The 16,684-nt window shown below is 51.9% G+C and carries 15 protein-coding genes; 13 read left to right on the top strand and 2 right to left on the bottom strand.

The window, feature by feature from the left end:
• Positions 1-298: 298 nt before the first annotated feature.
• The 11 genes from mnmG (at position 299) to GA0061071_RS21050 (ending at position 10,369) form a co-directional block, all read left to right on the top strand.
• The gene (gene mnmG / locus GA0061071_RS21100) at positions 299-2,188 is read left to right on the top strand and encodes a tRNA uridine-5-carboxymethylaminomethyl(34) synthesis enzyme MnmG (protein WP_088236966.1); all 1,890 of its coding nucleotides are present in this window, start codon (positions 299-301) and stop codon (positions 2,186-2,188) included.
• A 51-nt stretch (positions 2,189-2,239) separates the two neighbouring features.
• On the top strand, positions 2,240-2,863 hold the full coding sequence (gene rsmG / locus GA0061071_RS21095; protein WP_088236965.1) for a 16S rRNA (guanine(527)-N(7))-methyltransferase RsmG: 624 nt from the start codon (positions 2,240-2,242) through the stop codon (positions 2,861-2,863).
• 617 nt (positions 2,864-3,480) lie between these two features.
• Positions 3,481-3,861, top strand: coding sequence for a F0F1 ATP synthase subunit I (atpI, locus tag GA0061071_RS21090; protein WP_061499585.1), 381 nt, complete (start codon positions 3,481-3,483; stop codon positions 3,859-3,861).
• Positions 3,862-3,869: 8 nt separating this feature from the next.
• Positions 3,870-4,688, top strand: a complete 819-nt coding sequence (gene atpB / locus GA0061071_RS21085) for a F0F1 ATP synthase subunit A (RefSeq protein WP_061499588.1) — start codon at positions 3,870-3,872, stop codon at positions 4,686-4,688.
• 48 nt (positions 4,689-4,736) lie between these two features.
• Complete coding sequence (gene atpE, locus GA0061071_RS21080; protein WP_000429386.1) at positions 4,737-4,976, top strand: F0F1 ATP synthase subunit C; 240 nt, start codon at positions 4,737-4,739, stop codon at positions 4,974-4,976.
• 58 nt (positions 4,977-5,034) lie between these two features.
• Positions 5,035-5,505 (top strand): F0F1 ATP synthase subunit B, encoded by a 471-nt coding sequence (atpF, locus tag GA0061071_RS21075; protein ID WP_044182687.1) that lies wholly within the window; start codon positions 5,035-5,037, stop codon positions 5,503-5,505.
• A 13-nt stretch (positions 5,506-5,518) separates the two neighbouring features.
• Positions 5,519-6,052, top strand: coding sequence for a F0F1 ATP synthase subunit delta (atpH, locus tag GA0061071_RS21070; protein WP_061499591.1), 534 nt, complete (start codon positions 5,519-5,521; stop codon positions 6,050-6,052).
• 12 nt (positions 6,053-6,064) lie between these two features.
• Positions 6,065-7,606, top strand: coding sequence for a F0F1 ATP synthase subunit alpha (gene atpA / locus GA0061071_RS21065; RefSeq protein ID WP_061499596.1), 1,542 nt, complete (start codon positions 6,065-6,067; stop codon positions 7,604-7,606).
• Between the two features lie 50 nt (positions 7,607-7,656).
• Entirely contained in the window at positions 7,657-8,520 is an 864-nt protein-coding gene (atpG, locus tag GA0061071_RS21060) for a F0F1 ATP synthase subunit gamma (RefSeq protein WP_088236964.1), read from the top strand.
• 26 nt (positions 8,521-8,546) lie between these two features.
• Positions 8,547-9,929, top strand: coding sequence for a F0F1 ATP synthase subunit beta (gene atpD, locus GA0061071_RS21055; protein WP_017458048.1), 1,383 nt, complete (start codon positions 8,547-8,549; stop codon positions 9,927-9,929).
• 20 nt (positions 9,930-9,949) lie between these two features.
• A complete protein-coding gene (locus tag GA0061071_RS21050; protein ID WP_061499604.1) occupies positions 9,950-10,369 on the top strand; it encodes a F0F1 ATP synthase subunit epsilon in 420 nt (139 codons plus the stop codon).
• Between the two features lie 48 nt (positions 10,370-10,417).
• Here the strand turns inward: GA0061071_RS21050 and GA0061071_RS23525 are convergent, their stop codons facing one another.
• Together GA0061071_RS23525 and GA0061071_RS21045 are read right to left on the bottom strand one after the other, a co-directional pair.
• Entirely contained in the window at positions 10,418-10,642 is a 225-nt protein-coding gene (locus GA0061071_RS23525) for a hypothetical protein (protein ID WP_167352675.1), read from the bottom strand.
• 63 nt (positions 10,643-10,705) lie between these two features.
• Complete coding sequence (locus GA0061071_RS21045; protein ID WP_088236963.1) at positions 10,706-12,826, bottom strand: right-handed parallel beta-helix repeat-containing protein; 2,121 nt, start codon at positions 12,824-12,826, stop codon at positions 10,706-10,708.
• A gap of 344 nt (positions 12,827-13,170) precedes the next feature.
• On the opposite strand from GA0061071_RS21045, the gene glmU reads away from it, so the two are divergent.
• Positions 13,171-14,541, top strand: a complete 1,371-nt coding sequence (glmU, locus tag GA0061071_RS21040) for a bifunctional UDP-N-acetylglucosamine diphosphorylase/glucosamine-1-phosphate N-acetyltransferase GlmU (protein WP_088236962.1) — start codon at positions 13,171-13,173, stop codon at positions 14,539-14,541.
• A 193-nt stretch (positions 14,542-14,734) separates the two neighbouring features.
• Positions 14,735-16,564, top strand: coding sequence for a glutamine--fructose-6-phosphate transaminase (isomerizing) (glmS, locus tag GA0061071_RS21035; RefSeq protein ID WP_061499619.1), 1,830 nt, complete (start codon positions 14,735-14,737; stop codon positions 16,562-16,564).
• The last annotated feature ends 120 nt before the right edge of the window (positions 16,565-16,684 follow it).

Here is a 16,684-nt window from a genome sequence, read left to right as displayed (position 1 = left end):
TGTTCACTTTTTGAGTTGTGTATAACATCGCATTCTGATCCCAGCTTATACGGCCCAGGATCACCGATCATTCACAGCTAATGATCCAGCCTAATGAATTGATCTTAAAGTGATGATCCGGCTTATCCACAAGCGACCGCGATCCTAATAAGAGATCACAATAGAACAGATCTCTCTACATAAAAGATCTTCTTTTTAATACCCGGGATCCGGATCTTTCTCACTGGACTAAAGTTGAGTAGAATCCACGACCCGGGCTTCAACCCAATTTCTAACCGCTCAGGCGAGGCATACCACCATGTTTTATCCGGATCCTTTTGACGTCATTATCATTGGCGGGGGTCATGCAGGCACTGAGGCCGCAATGGCAGCAGCGCGTATGGGTCAACAGACCCTGCTTTTGACACACAATATCGACACGCTGGGGCAGATGAGTTGCAACCCGGCGATCGGCGGTATTGGGAAAGGACACCTGGTGAAAGAAGTGGATGCCCTGGGCGGACTGATGGCGAAAGCGATCGATCAGGCAGGCATTCAGTTTAGAATACTAAACGCCAGCAAAGGCCCGGCTGTCCGGGCAACCCGCGCTCAAGCGGATCGCGTGCTTTACCGCCAGGCTGTACGTACCGCGCTGGAAAACCAGCCGAACCTGATGATCTTCCAGCAGGCGGTTGAAGATCTGATCGTTGAAAACGATCGTGTGGTAGGCGCCGTTACCCAGATGGGGCTGAAATTCCGCGCCAAAGCGGTTGTGCTGACCGTAGGGACATTCCTTGACGGCAAGATTCATATTGGTCTGGATAACTACAGCGGTGGCCGCGCAGGCGATCCGCCGTCGATTCCTCTGTCACGCCGTTTGCGTGAACTGCCGCTACGCGTAAGCCGTCTGAAAACCGGGACACCGCCGCGTATTGATGCGCGCACGATCGATTTCAGCGTACTGGCGCAGCAGCATGGTGATAACCCAATGCCGGTCTTCTCGTTTATGGGAAATGCTGCCCAGCATCCGCGCCAGGTACCGTGCTACGTTACGCACACCAATGAAAAAACCCACGACGTGATCCGCAATAACCTCGATCGTAGCCCGATGTATGCCGGCGTGATCGAAGGGATCGGTCCACGTTATTGTCCGTCGATCGAAGACAAAGTGATGCGCTTTGCCGATCGCAACCAGCATCAGATCTTCCTTGAACCGGAAGGACTGACCTCTAACGAAATTTATCCGAACGGCATCTCCACTAGCTTGCCGTTCGATGTGCAAATGCAGATTGTCCGTTCAATGCAAGGGATGGAAAACGCCAAAATCGTTCGTCCGGGTTATGCCATTGAGTACGATTTCTTCGATCCGCGCGACCTGAAACCGACCCTGGAAAGTAAATTCATTCATGGTCTGTTCTTTGCTGGCCAAATCAACGGTACCACCGGTTACGAAGAAGCCGCGGCGCAGGGGTTGCTGGCAGGTCTGAACGCCGCACGCGCCTCCGCTGACAAAGAGGGTTGGGCACCACGCCGTGATCAGGCTTATCTCGGCGTACTGGTGGACGATCTTTGCACACTCGGCACCAAAGAGCCGTACCGTATGTTTACGTCTCGCGCGGAATATCGCCTGATGCTGCGTGAAGACAACGCGGATTTACGTTTGACAGAAGCCGGTCGTGAACTGGGCCTGGTGGACGATGCGCGTTGGGCGCGCTTCAATGAGAAACTGGAAAGCATTGAACGTGAGCGTCAACGCCTGAAATCACAATGGGTATCACCGGCTTCTGAACATGCGTCAGCGGTTAATACGCTGCTGACGGCGCCGTTGTCTCGCGAAGCCAGCGGTGAAGATCTGCTTCGTCGCCCTGAAATGACTTACCAGCAATTGGTGCAGCTGACGCCATTCTCCCCTGGTCTGGACGATCCGCAAGCCGCTGAGCAGGTGGAAATTCAGGTGAAATACGAGGGATACATCGCGCGTCAGCAGGATGAAATCGAGAAACAGCAGCGCAATGAAAACACCTTGCTGCCTGCCACACTGGATTATCGTCAGGTGAACGGACTGTCTAACGAAGTGATCGCGAAACTCAACGATCATAAACCGTCTTCCATCGGTCAGGCGTCACGCATCTCCGGGATCACTCCCGCAGCCATCTCCATTCTGCTGGTATGGTTGAAAAAACAAGGTATGCTGCGCCGTAGCGCATAATCGTCGTCGTATGCCCGGTTTACCGGGCATAGCAATCCCAGGGTATCAACCGTGCTTAACAAACTCTCTCGTCTGCTGGATGAAGCTGGCATTTCGTTGTCCGATCACCAGCAGCAACAACTGGTGGGTTACGTCAACCTGCTGCACAAATGGAACAAAGCCTACAACCTGACGTCGGTACGCGATCCTAACGAGATGCTGATCCGCCATATACTCGACAGTATCGTGGTGGCGCCTTATCTGCAGGGTTCGCGCTTTATCGATGTTGGCACCGGGCCTGGTTTACCCGGGGTTCCCCTCTCTATCGTTCGTCCTGAATCGCATTTCACGCTGCTTGATAGCTTGGGCAAGCGCGTGCGCTTTTTGCGCCAGGTTCAGCATGAATTGCATCTTGAGAATATCGCGCCGGTGCAGAGCCGTGTGGAAGACTTCCCTGCGGAACCGCCGTTTGATGGGGTGATCAGTCGGGCTTTTGCTTCGCTGAATGACATGGTGAGCTGGTGTCAGCATTTGCCTGGAGCGCAAGGCCGTTTTTACGCGCTGAAAGGATTGGTGCCAGACGATGAGATTTCTCTGTTGCCTGCTGAATTTACGGTGGAAAGTATTGAGAAACTGTATGTTCCGCACCTTGAAGGCGAACGCCATCTGGTGGTTGTTAAGGCAAATAAAGTTTAATTTTTATCAAAAAATGTAGAATTCGTGCTGTTCTCAGGATGTTAAAAATCGACATAAAAAGCGGTGATACGTTCAGTTACATTTAACCCGACATTTACCAGGATTTATCCGACTTTTAACGTCATTTTTATTCTTCACCGGAAGAATAGTCAACTGCGAAAATATCAGCGCGCTAAAAGTCGGCGCTGATAATCAAAAATAGATGTTAAATAATTATTATAAATGTCAATGAAACGTTTTTGTTATATTTGCGGCTGTTTTAAAAAGAGTTGTGATAATTCGTCTTAAATATCAGAAAGATGAAAAGTCACAATTTACGGGCGTGATTAATATGACCGACGCATAAATGTTTGTTTTGTGACCTGGTGCACGCTTTGGTAGCAGGTTTTTCGCGTTATTTGCAGTTTTGCCCGAAGGTTCACAGTTTCGACAAAAGTTGAAAAATAGCCATCGGGAAAATTATTTAAACATTTATTCACCTTTTCGCTACTTATTGTTTGAAATCACGAGGCCGAACCGTATAATTTGACCGCTTTTTGCTGCTTGACTCCGGGCCTTAAAGAACGTTTTATACGACACGCGGCATACCTCAAAGGGAGCAGGAGTAAAGAAACGTGATGTCTGTGTCGCTCTTTAGTCGAAACGTTGCACGCAAGCTTCTGCTTATTCAGTTTCTGGCAGTAATGGCAAGTGGATTGCTGTTTAGCCTCAAAGACCCCTTCTGGGGCATTTCCGCCGTGTGCGGAGGTATGGCAGTCTTATTGCCAAACATGTTGTTTATGATTTTTGCCTGGCGTCATCAGGCGCTTACACCTGCTAAAGGCCGAGTGGCCTGGACCTTCGCCCTCGGTGAAGCAATCAAGGTGTTGGTGACATTCGTGTTGCTGGTGGTGGCGCTGGCGGTATTCAGGGTGGCGTTTTTGCCGCTGATAGTCACGTGGGTTTCGGTGCTGGTAGTTCAGATACTGGCACCCGCTGTAATTAACAACAAAGGGTAAGAGGCATCATGTCTGCAGGAGAAATCTCAACACCGCAGGAGTACATAGGTCACCATCTGAATAACCTTCAGATCGATCTTCGTACGTTCTCGCTGGTGGATCCGCATAACCCCCCGGCCACCTTCTGGACGCTCAATATCGACTCCATGTTTTTCTCGGTGGTACTGGGTCTGTTGTTCCTGATGATGTTCCGTAGCGTAGCGAAAAAAGCCACCAGCGGCGTCCCGGGAAAATTCCAGACTGCAATTGAGCTGGTGATTGGTTTTGTCCATGGTAGCGTCAAAGACATGTACCACGGCAAAAGCAAACTTATCGCTCCGTTGGCCCTGACGATCTTCGTCTGGGTATTCCTGATGAACCTGATGGATTTGCTGCCTATCGATTTTCTCCCGCTTATCGGCGAGAAGGTTCTGGGGCTGCCTGCGCTGCGTGTGGTGCCGTCTGCAGACGTCAACATCACGCTGTCTATGGCGCTGGGCGTATTTATCCTGATTCTGTTCTACAGCATCAAAATGAAGGGTATTGGCGGTTTCGCTAAAGAGCTGACTCTCCAGCCGTTCAACCATCCGGTATTTATTCCGGTAAACCTTATCCTTGAGGGCGTGAGCCTGCTGTCCAAACCGGTTTCTCTCGGTCTGCGACTGTTTGGCAACATGTACGCGGGTGAGTTGATTTTCATTCTGATCGCGGGTCTTCTGCCGTGGTGGTCACAGTGGGTTCTGAATGTGCCATGGGCCATTTTCCACATCCTGATCATTACGCTGCAAGCCTTTATTTTCATGGTTCTGACGATCGTCTATCTGTCGATGGCATCTGAAGAGCATTGATTTTTAACAACACTACTACGTTTTAACTGAAACAAACTGGAGACTGTCATGGAAAACCTGAATATGGATCTGCTGTACATGGCTGCCGCTGTGATGATGGGTCTGGCGGCAATCGGTGCTGCGATCGGTATCGGCATCCTCGGGGGCAAATTCCTGGAAGGCGCAGCGCGTCAACCTGATCTGATTCCTCTGCTGCGTACTCAGTTCTTTATCGTTATGGGTCTGGTGGATGCTATCCCGATGATCGCTGTGGGTCTGGGTCTGTACGTGATGTTTGCTGTCGCGTAGTAAGAGTTGCTTTCCAAGCAATTGTTTAGAACGTTAACCAGATAAGAGGCATTGTGCTGTGAATCTAAACGCAACAATCCTCGGCCAGGCCATCGCGTTTGTCCTGTTCGTTCTGTTCTGCATGAAGTATGTATGGCCGCCGTTGATGGCTGCCATTGAAAAACGTCAGAAAGAAATTGCTGACGGTCTCGCTTCCGCAGAACGAGCTAAAAAGGACCTTGACCTTGCACAGGCCAATGCGACCGACCAGCTGAAAAAAGCGAAAGCAGAAGCTCAGGTAATCATCGAACAGGCGAACAAACGCCGTGCTCAGATCCTGGACGAAGCGAAAGCAGAAGCCGAGCAGGAACGTACCAAAATCGTGGCGCAGGCGCAGGCGGAAATTGACGCCGAGCGTAAACGTGCTCGCGAAGAGCTGCGTAAACAAGTGGCTCTGCTGGCTGTAGCTGGCGCCGAGAAAATCATTGAGCGTTCCGTGGATGAAGCTGCTAACAGCGACATCGTGAATAAACTGGTCGCTGAACTGTAAGGAGGAGGGGCTGATGTCTGAATTTGTAACGGTAGCTCGCCCCTACGCCAAAGCAGCTTTTGACTTTGCCGTTGAAAACCAAAGTGTTGATCGCTGGCAGGATATGCTGGCGTTTGCCGCCGAGGTGACTAAAAACGAGCAAATGGCCGAGCTCCTCTCCGGTGCATTAGCACCGGAAACGCTCGCTGAGTCGTTTATCGCCATCTGTGGGGAGCAACTGGACGCCAAAGGTCAGAACCTGATTCGGGTAATGGCTGAAAATGGACGTCTGAAAGTGCTCCCTGATGTTCTTGAGCAGTTTGTTCATTTGCGTGCAGCCAGCGAGGCTACAGCAGACGTTGAAGTCACGTCCGCAACCGCATTGAGCGAAGAGCAGCTCACGAAAATCAGCGCAGCGATGGAAAAACGACTGTCACGTAAAGTGAAGCTGAATTGCAAAATCGATAAGTCTGTTATGGCAGGCGTTATCATCCGAGCGGGTGATACTGTGATTGATGGCAGCGTTCGCGGCCGTCTTGAACGCCTTGCAGACGTCTTGCAGTCTTAAGGGGACTGGAGCATGCAACTGAATTCCACCGAAATCAGCGAACTGATCAAGCAGCGCATTGCTCAGTTCAGTGTTGTGAGTGAAGCTCACAACGAAGGTACTATTGTTTCTGTAAGCGACGGTGTTATCCGCATTCACGGCCTGGCCGACTGTATGCAGGGCGAGATGATTTCTCTGCCGGGTAACCGTTACGCTATCGCACTGAACCTGGAGCGCGACTCCGTGGGTGCAGTAGTGATGGGCCCGTACGCTGACCTTGCCGAAGGCATGAAGGTTAAATGTACTGGCCGTATTCTTGAAGTTCCGGTTGGCCGTGGCCTGCTGGGTCGTGTGGTGAACACCCTGGGTGCGCCAATCGATGGTAAAGGTCCGGTTGATAACGATGGCTTCTCGCCAATCGAAGTTATCGCACCGGGCGTTATCGATCGTCAGTCCGTCGATCAGCCGGTTCAAACGGGTTATAAATCCGTTGACGCCATGATCCCAATCGGTCGTGGTCAGCGTGAATTGATCATCGGTGACCGTCAGACCGGTAAAACCGCGATGGCAATCGATGCGATCATCAACCAGCGCGATTCCGGCATCAAATGCGTATACGTTGCTATCGGCCAGAAAGCGTCCACCATTGCCAACGTGGTGCGTAAACTGGAAGAGCACGGTGCGCTGTCTAACACCATCGTTGTGGTTGCAACCGCTTCTGAATCTGCCGCACTGCAATATCTGGCACCGTATGCCGGTTGCGCAATGGGCGAATACTTCCGTGACCGCGGTGAAGATGCGCTGATCGTATACGATGACCTGTCTAAACAGGCAGTCGCTTATCGTCAGGTGTCCCTGCTGCTCCGTCGTCCGCCAGGACGTGAAGCATTCCCGGGCGACGTATTCTATCTCCACTCTCGTCTGCTGGAGCGCGCATCCCGCGTTAACGCTGAATACGTTGAAGCCTTCACCAAAGGTGAAGTGAAAGGTAAAACCGGTTCTCTGACCGCGCTGCCGATCATTGAAACCCAGGCGGGTGACGTTTCTGCGTTCGTTCCGACTAACGTAATTTCTATTACCGATGGTCAGATCTTCCTGGAAACTAACCTGTTTAACTCCGGTATTCGTCCGGCGGTTAACCCGGGTATTTCTGTATCTCGTGTGGGTGGTGCAGCTCAGACCAAGATCATCAAGAAACTGTCCGGTGGTATCCGTACCGCGCTGGCGCAGTATCGTGAACTGGCAGCGTTCTCTCAGTTCGCTTCCGATCTGGATGAAGCAACCCGTAAACAGCTGAGCCACGGTCAGAAAGTGACCGAGCTGCTGAAGCAAAAACAGTACGCTCCAATGTCTGTTGCTCAGCAGGGTCTGGTGCTGTTTGCGGCTGAACGCGGTTACCTCGAAGATGTGGAACTGGCGAAAATCGGTAGCTTCGAAGCCGCTCTGCTGGCTTACGCTGACCGTGATCACGCTCCGCTGATGCAAGAGATCAACCAGTCCGGTGGCTATAACGACGAAATCGAAGGCAAGCTGAAAGGCATCCTCGATTCCTTCAAAGCAACCCAGTCCTGGTAACGTCTGGCGGCTTGTCTTAGGGCAGGCCGCAAGGCATTGAGGAGAAGCTCATGGCCGGCGCAAAAGAGATACGTAGTAAGATCGCAAGCGTCCAGAACACGCAAAAGATCACTAAAGCGATGGAGATGGTCGCCGCTTCCAAAATGCGTAAATCGCAGGATCGCATGGCGTCCAGCCGTCCTTATGCAGATACCATGCGCAAAGTGATTGGTCACCTTGCGAACGGTAATCTGGAATATAAGCACCCTTACCTGGAAGAACGCGACGTTAAACGCGTGGGCTACCTGGTGGTGTCGACCGACCGTGGTTTATGTGGTGGTTTGAACATTAACCTGTTCAAAAAACTGCTGGCGGATATGAAAGCATGGTCCGATAAAGGCGTTCAGAGCGAACTCGCGATGATCGGCTCTAAAGGCGTGTCTTTCTTTAATTCCGTAGGTGGCAACGTTGTCGCTCAGGTAACCGGCATGGGAGATAACCCTTCCCTGTCCGAACTGATCGGCCCGGTAAAAGTCATGTTGCAAGCCTACGACGAAGGTCGTCTCGACAAGCTTTATATTGTTAGCAACAAATTTATCAACACCATGTCTCAGGCTCCGACCATCACTCAGCTGCTGCCTTTACCGGCCGCAGAAGATGAAGAGTTGAAGCATAAATCCTGGGATTATCTGTACGAACCTGATCCGAAAGGGCTGCTGGACACGCTCCTGCGTCGTTACGTTGAATCTCAGGTTTATCAGGGTGTTGTGGAAAACCTGGCCAGCGAGCAGGCCGCACGTATGGTGGCGATGAAAGCCGCGACCGACAATGGCGGCAGCCTGATTAAAGAGCTGCAGTTGGTATACAACAAAGCTCGTCAGGCCAGCATTACTCAGGAACTCACCGAAATCGTCGGTGGTGCATCCGCGGTATAACCAGGTTAATTCGTAGAGGATTCAAGATGGCTACTGGAAAAATTGTCCAGGTAATCGGCGCCGTAGTTGACGTCGAATTCCCTCAGGATGCCGTACCGCGCGTGTACGATGCTCTTGAGGTTAAGAATGGTAACGAGACGCTGGTGCTGGAAGTGCAGCAGCAGCTGGGCGGCGGTATCGTACGTACCATCGCCATGGGTTCTTCTGACGGTCTGCGTCGTGGTCTGGAAGTGAACGACCTTGCGCACCCGATCGAAGTCCCGGTTGGTAAAGCAACACTGGGTCGTATCATGAACGTGCTCGGTCAGCCGATCGACATGAAAGGCGACATCGGTGAAGAAGAGCGTTGGGCTATCCACCGCGCGGCACCGTCCTATGAAGAGCTGTCCAGCTCTCAGGAATTGCTGGAAACCGGCATCAAAGTTATCGACCTGATGTGTCCGTTCGCGAAGGGCGGTAAAGTCGGTCTGTTCGGTGGTGCGGGCGTGGGTAAAACCGTAAACATGATGGAGCTGATTCGTAACATCGCGATTGAGCACTCCGGTTATTCTGTGTTTGCGGGCGTGGGTGAACGTACTCGTGAGGGTAACGACTTCTACCACGAAATGACTGACTCCAACGTTCTGGACAAAGTATCCCTGGTTTACGGTCAGATGAACGAGCCGCCGGGAAACCGTCTGCGCGTTGCGCTGACCGGCCTGACCATGGCTGAGAAGTTCCGTGACGAAGGTCGTGACGTTCTGCTGTTCGTCGACAACATCTACCGTTATACCCTCGCCGGTACTGAAGTATCCGCACTGCTGGGCCGTATGCCTTCAGCGGTAGGTTACCAGCCGACGCTGGCGGAAGAGATGGGTGTTCTGCAGGAACGTATCACTTCTACCAAAACCGGTTCTATCACTTCCGTACAGGCGGTATACGTACCTGCGGATGACCTGACTGACCCGTCGCCAGCCACCACCTTTGCGCACCTTGACGCAACTGTGGTACTGAGCCGTCAGATCGCGTCTTTGGGGATCTACCCGGCCGTTGACCCGCTGGACTCCACCAGCCGTCAGCTGGATCCGCTGGTTGTGGGCCAGGAACACTACGACACCGCGCGTGGCGTACAGTCTCTGCTGCAACGTTATCAGGAACTGAAAGACATCATCGCCATCCTTGGTATGGATGAGCTGTCTGAAGAAGACAAACTGGTGGTAGCTCGCGCACGTAAGATCCAGCGCTTCCTGTCCCAGCCGTTCTTCGTAGCGGAAGTGTTCACCGGTTCTCCGGGCAAATACGTTTCCCTGAAAGACACCATCCGTGGCTTTAAAGGCATTATGGAAGGCGAATACGATCACCTGCCGGAGCAGGCGTTCTACATGGTTGGTTCCATCGAAGAAGCAGTGGAAAAAGCCAAAAAACTTTAACGCCTTAATCGGAGGGTGATATGGCAATGACTTACCACCTGGACGTCGTCAGCGCAGAGAAACAGATGTTCTCTGGTCTGGTCGAGAAAATCCAGGTAACGGGTAGTGAAGGTGAACTGGGGATTTTCCCGGGGCACGCACCGCTGCTCACCGCCATTAAGCCTGGTATGATCCGCATCGTTAAACAGTTCGGTCATGAAGAGTTTATCTATCTGTCCGGCGGCATTCTTGAAGTGCAACCGAGCAGCGTGACCGTTCTGGCTGATACCGCTATTCGTGGCCAGGATCTCGACGAAGCGCGAGCCCTGGAATCGAAGCGTAAAGCAGAAGAGCACATTAAGAGCTCTCACGGTGACGTGGATTACGCTCAGGCGTCTGCGGAGCTGGCGAAAGCCATCGCGAAACTGCGTGTTATCGAGTTGACTAAAAAAGCGATGTAAACCGGCTTGAACGTTAAAAAGCCAGTCTGGTTTCCAGACTGGCTTTTTTTATGGTTGCGTTTCAGAAAAAATGGAACTGAAAACGTGTTTTATTATTTTGCGATGCGCATCACAAAAATATTGATCGGTTAAAAAATGAGGCGTAGACTTCTTTTCTGTGATGTTCATCACAAAAATTAACTCTGACAAAATCAGGAAGCCATCATGAAACTGATCAACAAAATCATCGCTCTCTTCAGCAACATGAACATCTCTTTCGGGACGTTCAACCACTAATCTGCTGATCCGCTGAGTGGCGCTGCGCTTACCGTTGTGTGATAAGCGAGCGCCATCTGGCTACATCTTCAGTTCCGCCAGAACCGCTTTACTGTCCACTTCTTGCTGCAATGCATTCACGCTTTTGCCATTGGCGATAAAGTAGTTCGTCGCGTCAATATTCCCCACCACCGCATCATCATACTGCCCGGCTTTACTGCGTACAGAAATGTTGCCTTTAAACACGCCTTGCGTGGAGGCATCACCGTAAGGACTGGGGCGGAAGATAAAGTTAAAGCGTTGGTTATCCGCGGCAATATTGTTTTCCACCACCAACTTGCCAGGGTTAAAATTATCGGTGAAACCGTCCAGATGGTTGCCGATTGCTTTGCTGTTGCGAACCTGATGAGCGACAGGTTGCCCTTCTCCTCCCAGTTTAAAACCATTGCTGGTGTTATTACTGGCAATTGAATTCTCGATCACCACAACACCGTTGCCGCCATCTTCAATCTTGTTGAAAAGATCAAAACCATCGTCAATGTTGTCGTGGGCATAGCATCTTTCCAGTTTGTTCCCTTCACCTACGCGCATTTTTACGGCAAACCCGTCGGCATTAATTTTCCCCGGATCTTCATTACTCCTGGACTCGGAATCGATCACGCGGTTGTGGCTCGCCCATAATGGTCGACCGATATTTTCCGGCGAAGAAATTTGAATACCGGTATCGTCATTACGCCAGGCGACCACTTTTTCGATCAGGTTGTGACTGCCTTGCACACGCAGGCTCTTGTCTGTGACTTCAATCCCCTTGATATGCCAGTAGCTGGCGTCCAGTTGTAACCCATGAATCACCACTTTGCCGTCGGCTTGCAGCGTCTTCATCTTCCCCAGCAAACCGCTGGCGGTGAGCGGGATTTCTGTTCGCGCATAGTCTCCGGCTTTTAGCGCAAGGGTGCCACCTGGCGGCAGCAGATTGATGGCGGTGGCTAAATCCAGCGGTGAGGCGGCCGTACCTTCGCCATCCGTTTTTCCGTCGGCGGCGACATGGAGGGTTGTGGCGGTTGTGGCGGTCGCTCTCTCTACGTTTATGGTCTGCGTAACGGGGGTTTTGTCATCGCCGCTGGTGGGGGTAAAGGTCAACACAAACATGGAGGTGTCACCTGAAAGCGTCGCGGGGAGCGTGTACATATCACCCGCTTTTACGGGTTTATCATTACCGATCACCACTTCGTTTTGCCGCACAGCAAACAGACCATCATAGTTGGCGCGTGCCTGAACGGTATATTTCTCACTGATACTTTGCGCAGGCGAGGCTATCTGCACAACAACAGGCAACGGTTTTGCCTGCCAGGGTTTGGATGCCACCGTTCGGGCTTTGCTGGTGGTCAGAGAGGCGTCGGAGATGGTAATTTTGGCATTACGTGAGGCAAAGAAACCGACGTAATATTGCTCGCTGTTCTGTACTGAAATCAAATCGGCATGTGGAATTGTCTGGCTTACCCAGTTATCGCTTCCTTGCGGAGCCCATGCGCTAATAAAACCGTCATTGGTACGCTCGAGTTTCATGCGGAAGGTGGGCGTCTGGCGAAGATCCACCTCTTCCTGGTAACTTTTTTTAGTGATTGCCGCGCCAGCGTCTCCCCACGGGTGGCTGATCCCTTCACGGGCGATTGCCTGTATTTTCACGCGAAAATGGTCTTTTTTATCCTGCGTCATGATGGCATTCATCACCATATTCGATGCCGCCGGGAACTCCTCATAGCCCTCTTTCAGCGGCTGCTGGCGCGGGTTGCCAATAATATCGCGAACCAGTAAGCCAGCCCCTTCTTGCGCCGCCGGTTTGGCGCCATTTTCCGGACCGAACTGGTCTACGGTGACGGTGGCCTGTAAGACAAAATTTTCGCCAGTGGGCAGGGAGGTGTAAAAGTAGGTCAGGCCATCATGAGAGTTAGCAATTTTACCGCCGCGGCTTTCGAGTGTGATGGGTTTGGAGAGATCGGCTTGGTCCGAAACGGAAAGTGTCTTGCCGTCGATAGTCACATCGTTAACGCCGATCTTTTCCGGCAGAACGTTAGAAGAAAAATTCACGTCAGTTGATTGCCCGAAAGCAATGGCTCGCCATACAGGAGCCGGTGTGGCCAGTACAGAAGCGGAGATAAGTGAGCTGCAAACGGTTATGGCGAGAGGTATTTTATAATTCATTTTATGCTCCTGATTAATCATTGCCCGCCATTATTACCAGGATGAAACACTGTTTCTTTTTTGTACGTCACACTCTTTAATGATCAAAACGGTGTTTTATTTTTGTTCAATCTTTATTCAGGATAAAAAAAAACAGCTAACCCTTTGTATAAATTAGTGACAGAGAGAAACGTCGCTAATTTTCAGTGACAAACGCATTTACTCTGCCGTTAAAATAGCCTCCAAATGCACTGTAAAGGTGGATGTTGAGCGTTTCACCAACACTCCATTTTATGCTGCAAAATATGTAGTATTTTCAACGCTAAAGAGTTTAACTTCTCACTCAAATGACAGTCAGGACGCGTATGTTGAACACAAAAATGAGTGTGGTGATCCTTGCCGCGGGCAAAGGCACACGCATGTATTCCGATCTCCCGAAAGTGCTGCATACCCTTGCAGGGAAGTCGATGGTCCAGCATGTCATTGATGCTGCTACAAATCTTGGCGCAAATAACGTTCATCTGGTTTATGGTCATGGCGGCGATCTGCTGAAAGCTACGCTACGCGACGATAAACTAAACTGGGTGCTGCAAGCTGAGCAACTGGGCACGGGCCATGCGATGCAGCAGGCCGCTCCGTTCTTCGCCGATGACGAAGACATTTTGATGCTCTATGGCGATGTTCCGCTGATTTCTGTTGATACGCTGCAGCGCCTGCGTGACGCCAAGCCACAGGGCGGTATTGGTCTGTTGACGGTGAAACTCGACGATCCCACCGGTTATGGTCGGATTACGCGTGAAAATGGCGTGATTACCGGGATTATCGAGCAGAAAGACGCCAGCGAAGCTCAACGCCTGATTAAAGAAATCAACACCGGCATTTTGGTGGCCAACGGCGGCGATCTGAAGCGCTGGCTCAGCCAACTCACCAATAACAATGCTCAGGGTGAATTCTACATTACCGACATCATTGGCTTTGCTCATCAGGAAGGGCGTGAAATTACAGCTGTTCATCCGCAACGCCTGAGTGAAGTGGAAGGGGTCAACAACCGTCTGCAATTGTCGCGTCTGGAGCGTGCTTATCAGGCTGAACAAGCTGAGCGGCTACTGCTTGCCGGCGTTATGCTGCGCGATCCGGCGCGTTTCGACCTCCGCGGCGCGCTGGAGCACGGGCGGGATGTGGAGATCGATGCTAACGTCATTATTGAAGGGCGCGTCAAACTTGGCCATCGCGTGAAGATTGGCGCAGGCTGCGTGATCAAAAACAGCGAAATTGGCGATGATTGCGAAATCAGTCCTTACAGCGTCGTGGAAGATGCCCGCCTGGAAGCCGCATGCACCATTGGTCCCTTCGCGCGTTTACGTCCGGGGGCCGAACTGCTGGCTGGCGCGCATGTTGGTAACTTCGTTGAAATGAAAAAAGCGCGTCTGGGTAAAGGCTCTAAAGCGGGGCATCTGACGTACCTGGGCGACGCGGACATTGGCGATAATGTGAATATTGGCGCCGGGACCATCACCTGCAACTACGACGGTGCAAATAAGCACAAAACCGTGATTGGTGATGATGTGTTTGTTGGCTCTGATACGCAGTTAGTGGCGCCGGTTACGGTGGCCAACGGTGCCACCATTGCGGCTGGTACGACGGTCACGCGCAACGTAGGCGAAAATGAACTGGTGTTAAGCCGCGTGCCACAGGTGCAGAAACCGGGCTGGCGTCGTCCGGTGAAGAAGAAATAACCCGTTTTTTAGGCCGGATAAGCGTAGCGCTTTCCGGCAAGTATTCAGGGATGAGGGGAAAAATAATTCCTCCGCCCGTAAGGCAGTACCTATAAAAATAACCCCACTCTCTACAAGGCTCGGGGCGCCCGAAAACGGGCATACAGGTTGACCGACAACAAAAGGCATAATGCCAAAATCGGAATCTTAAAATATGTGTGGAATTGTTGGCGCTGTCGCGCAGCGTGATGTTGCAGAAATCCTTCTCGAAGGTTTACGTCGTCTGGAATACCGTGGATATGACTCTGCCGGTCTGGCAGTGGTGGACAACAACGGGCATATGACGCGTCTGCGTCGTCTCGGTAAAGTGCAGATGCTCTCTCAGGCAGCGGAAGAACACCCGTTGCACGGTGGGACAGGTATTGCTCATACACGCTGGGCGACCCATGGTGAACCTTCTGAAGGCAATGCGCATCCGCATGTTTCAGACCATATTGTTGTGGTGCATAACGGCATCATCGAGAACCATGAACCGCTGCGCGAAGTTTTAAAAGCGCGCGGGTATGTGTTTGTGTCTGAAACAGACACTGAAGTGATAGCACATCTGGTGCACTGGGAACTGGAACAGGGCGGCACCCTGCGCGAGGCTGTGCTGCGTACCATTCCGCAGCTGCGCGGTGCATACGGTACGGTGATCATGGATACCCGCGATCCCAGTACGCTGCTGGCTGCACGTTCCGGTAGCCCGCTGGTTATCGGCCTCGGTATGGGGGAAAACTTTATCGCCTCCGACCAGTTGGCACTCCTGCCGGTGACCCGTCGCTTTATTTTCCTGGAAGAGGGCGATATCGCGGAAGTGACCCGTCGTACAGTGGTTGTTTTCGATAAATCAGGCGCGCAGGTGAAACGCCCGGATATTGAATCCAGTCTGCAATACGATGCGGGTGATAAAGGCATTTATCGTCACTACATGCAGAAAGAGATCTTTGAACAGCCGAATGCTATTAAAAATACTCTGACCGGCCGTATCAGCCACGGCGAAGTGGATTTGAGCGAACTGGGGGCGAATGCTAACGAGCTGCTGTCGAAAGTGGAACATATCCAGATCGTTGCCTGCGGAACTTCTTATAACTCCGGTATGGTTTCCCGTTACTGGTTTGAAGCGCTGGCCGGTGTTCCGTGTGATGTGGAGATCGCCTCTGAATTCCGCTACCGCAAATCGGCGGTGCGTCGCAACAGCCTGATGATCACCCTTTCCCAATCCGGCGAGACGGCGGATACACTGGCTGCATTGCGTCTGTCGAAAGAGCTGGGCTACCTTGGTTCACTGGCGATTTGTAACGTTCCGGGGTCGTCGCTGGTGCGTGAATCCGATCTGGCGATGATGACCAATGCCGGTACCGAAATTGGCGTTGCCTCCACCAAGGCTTTCACTACTCAGCTCACGGTTCTGCTGTTGCTGGTGGCGAAACTGAGCCGCCTGAAAGGGTTGGATGCGTCTATCGAGCACGACATCGTTCATGGTCTGCAGGCGCTACCGAGTCGTATTGAGCAGATGCTGTCACAGGATAAGCGTATTGAAGCGCTGGCGGAGGATTTCTCCGACAAACATCATGCGTTGTTCCTGGGGCGTGGCGATCAGTATCCGATTGCGCTGGAAGGCGCGCTGAAACTGAAAGAGATCTCCTATATTCACGCAGAAGCGTACGCGGCGGGCGAGCTGAAACACGGCCCTCTGGCGCTGATTGATGCCGATATGCCGGTGATTGTGGTGGCACCAAACAACGAACTGCTGGAAAAACTGAAATCCAATATCGAAGAGGTTCGCGCGCGCGGCGGTGTGCTGTACGTCTTCGCCGATCAGGATGCCGGTTTCACCAGCAGCGACAATCTGCATATCATTGAGATGCCGCATGTTGAAGAGATGATTGCGCCGATTTTCTACACCGTGCCGCTGCAATTGCTGGCGTACCACGTTGCGCTGATCAAAGGCACTGACGTTGACCAGCCGCGTAACCTGGCGAAATCCGTCACAGTAGAATAATCCGATAATGCGGCGCTAACGCCGTTACGGTCTGCGGTTTAACCGTACTGTAAACAAATCCGGTCATGCTTTTTAAAAAGCATACCGGATTTTTTTTATGGTCAGCCCGACACTCGCACT

Origin of the sequence: Kosakonia oryzendophytica, assembly GCF_900094925.1 — a bacterium.
Classification (GTDB): domain Bacteria; phylum Pseudomonadota; class Gammaproteobacteria; order Enterobacterales; family Enterobacteriaceae; genus Kosakonia; species Kosakonia oryzendophytica.
This window is presented reverse-complemented; position numbering and strand designations above follow the sequence as displayed.

What these genes read in the sequence shown, in the direction of transcription:
- mnmG (WP_088236966.1), top strand. Translation starts at nt 299, where the DNA reads ATGTTTTATCCGGATCCTTTTGACGTCATTATCATTGGCGGGGGTCAT.
- atpI (WP_061499585.1), top strand. Translation starts at nt 3,481, where the DNA reads ATGTCTGTGTCGCTCTTTAGTCGAAACGTTGCACGCAAGCTTCTGCTT.
- atpB (WP_061499588.1), top strand. Translation starts at nt 3,870, where the DNA reads ATGTCTGCAGGAGAAATCTCAACACCGCAGGAGTACATAGGTCACCAT.
- atpE (WP_000429386.1), top strand. Translation starts at nt 4,737, where the DNA reads ATGGAAAACCTGAATATGGATCTGCTGTACATGGCTGCCGCTGTGATG.
- atpH (WP_061499591.1), top strand. Translation starts at nt 5,519, where the DNA reads ATGTCTGAATTTGTAACGGTAGCTCGCCCCTACGCCAAAGCAGCTTTT.
- atpA (WP_061499596.1), top strand. Translation starts at nt 6,065, where the DNA reads ATGCAACTGAATTCCACCGAAATCAGCGAACTGATCAAGCAGCGCATT.
- atpG (WP_088236964.1), top strand. Translation starts at nt 7,657, where the DNA reads ATGGCCGGCGCAAAAGAGATACGTAGTAAGATCGCAAGCGTCCAGAAC.
- atpD (WP_017458048.1), top strand. Translation starts at nt 8,547, where the DNA reads ATGGCTACTGGAAAAATTGTCCAGGTAATCGGCGCCGTAGTTGACGTC.
- GA0061071_RS21050 (WP_061499604.1), top strand. Translation starts at nt 9,950, where the DNA reads ATGGCAATGACTTACCACCTGGACGTCGTCAGCGCAGAGAAACAGATG.
- GA0061071_RS21045 (WP_088236963.1), bottom strand. Translation starts at nt 12,826, where the DNA reads ATGAATTATAAAATACCTCTCGCCATAACCGTTTGCAGCTCACTTATC.
- glmU (WP_088236962.1), top strand. Translation starts at nt 13,171, where the DNA reads ATGTTGAACACAAAAATGAGTGTGGTGATCCTTGCCGCGGGCAAAGGC.
- glmS (WP_061499619.1), top strand. Translation starts at nt 14,735, where the DNA reads ATGTGTGGAATTGTTGGCGCTGTCGCGCAGCGTGATGTTGCAGAAATC.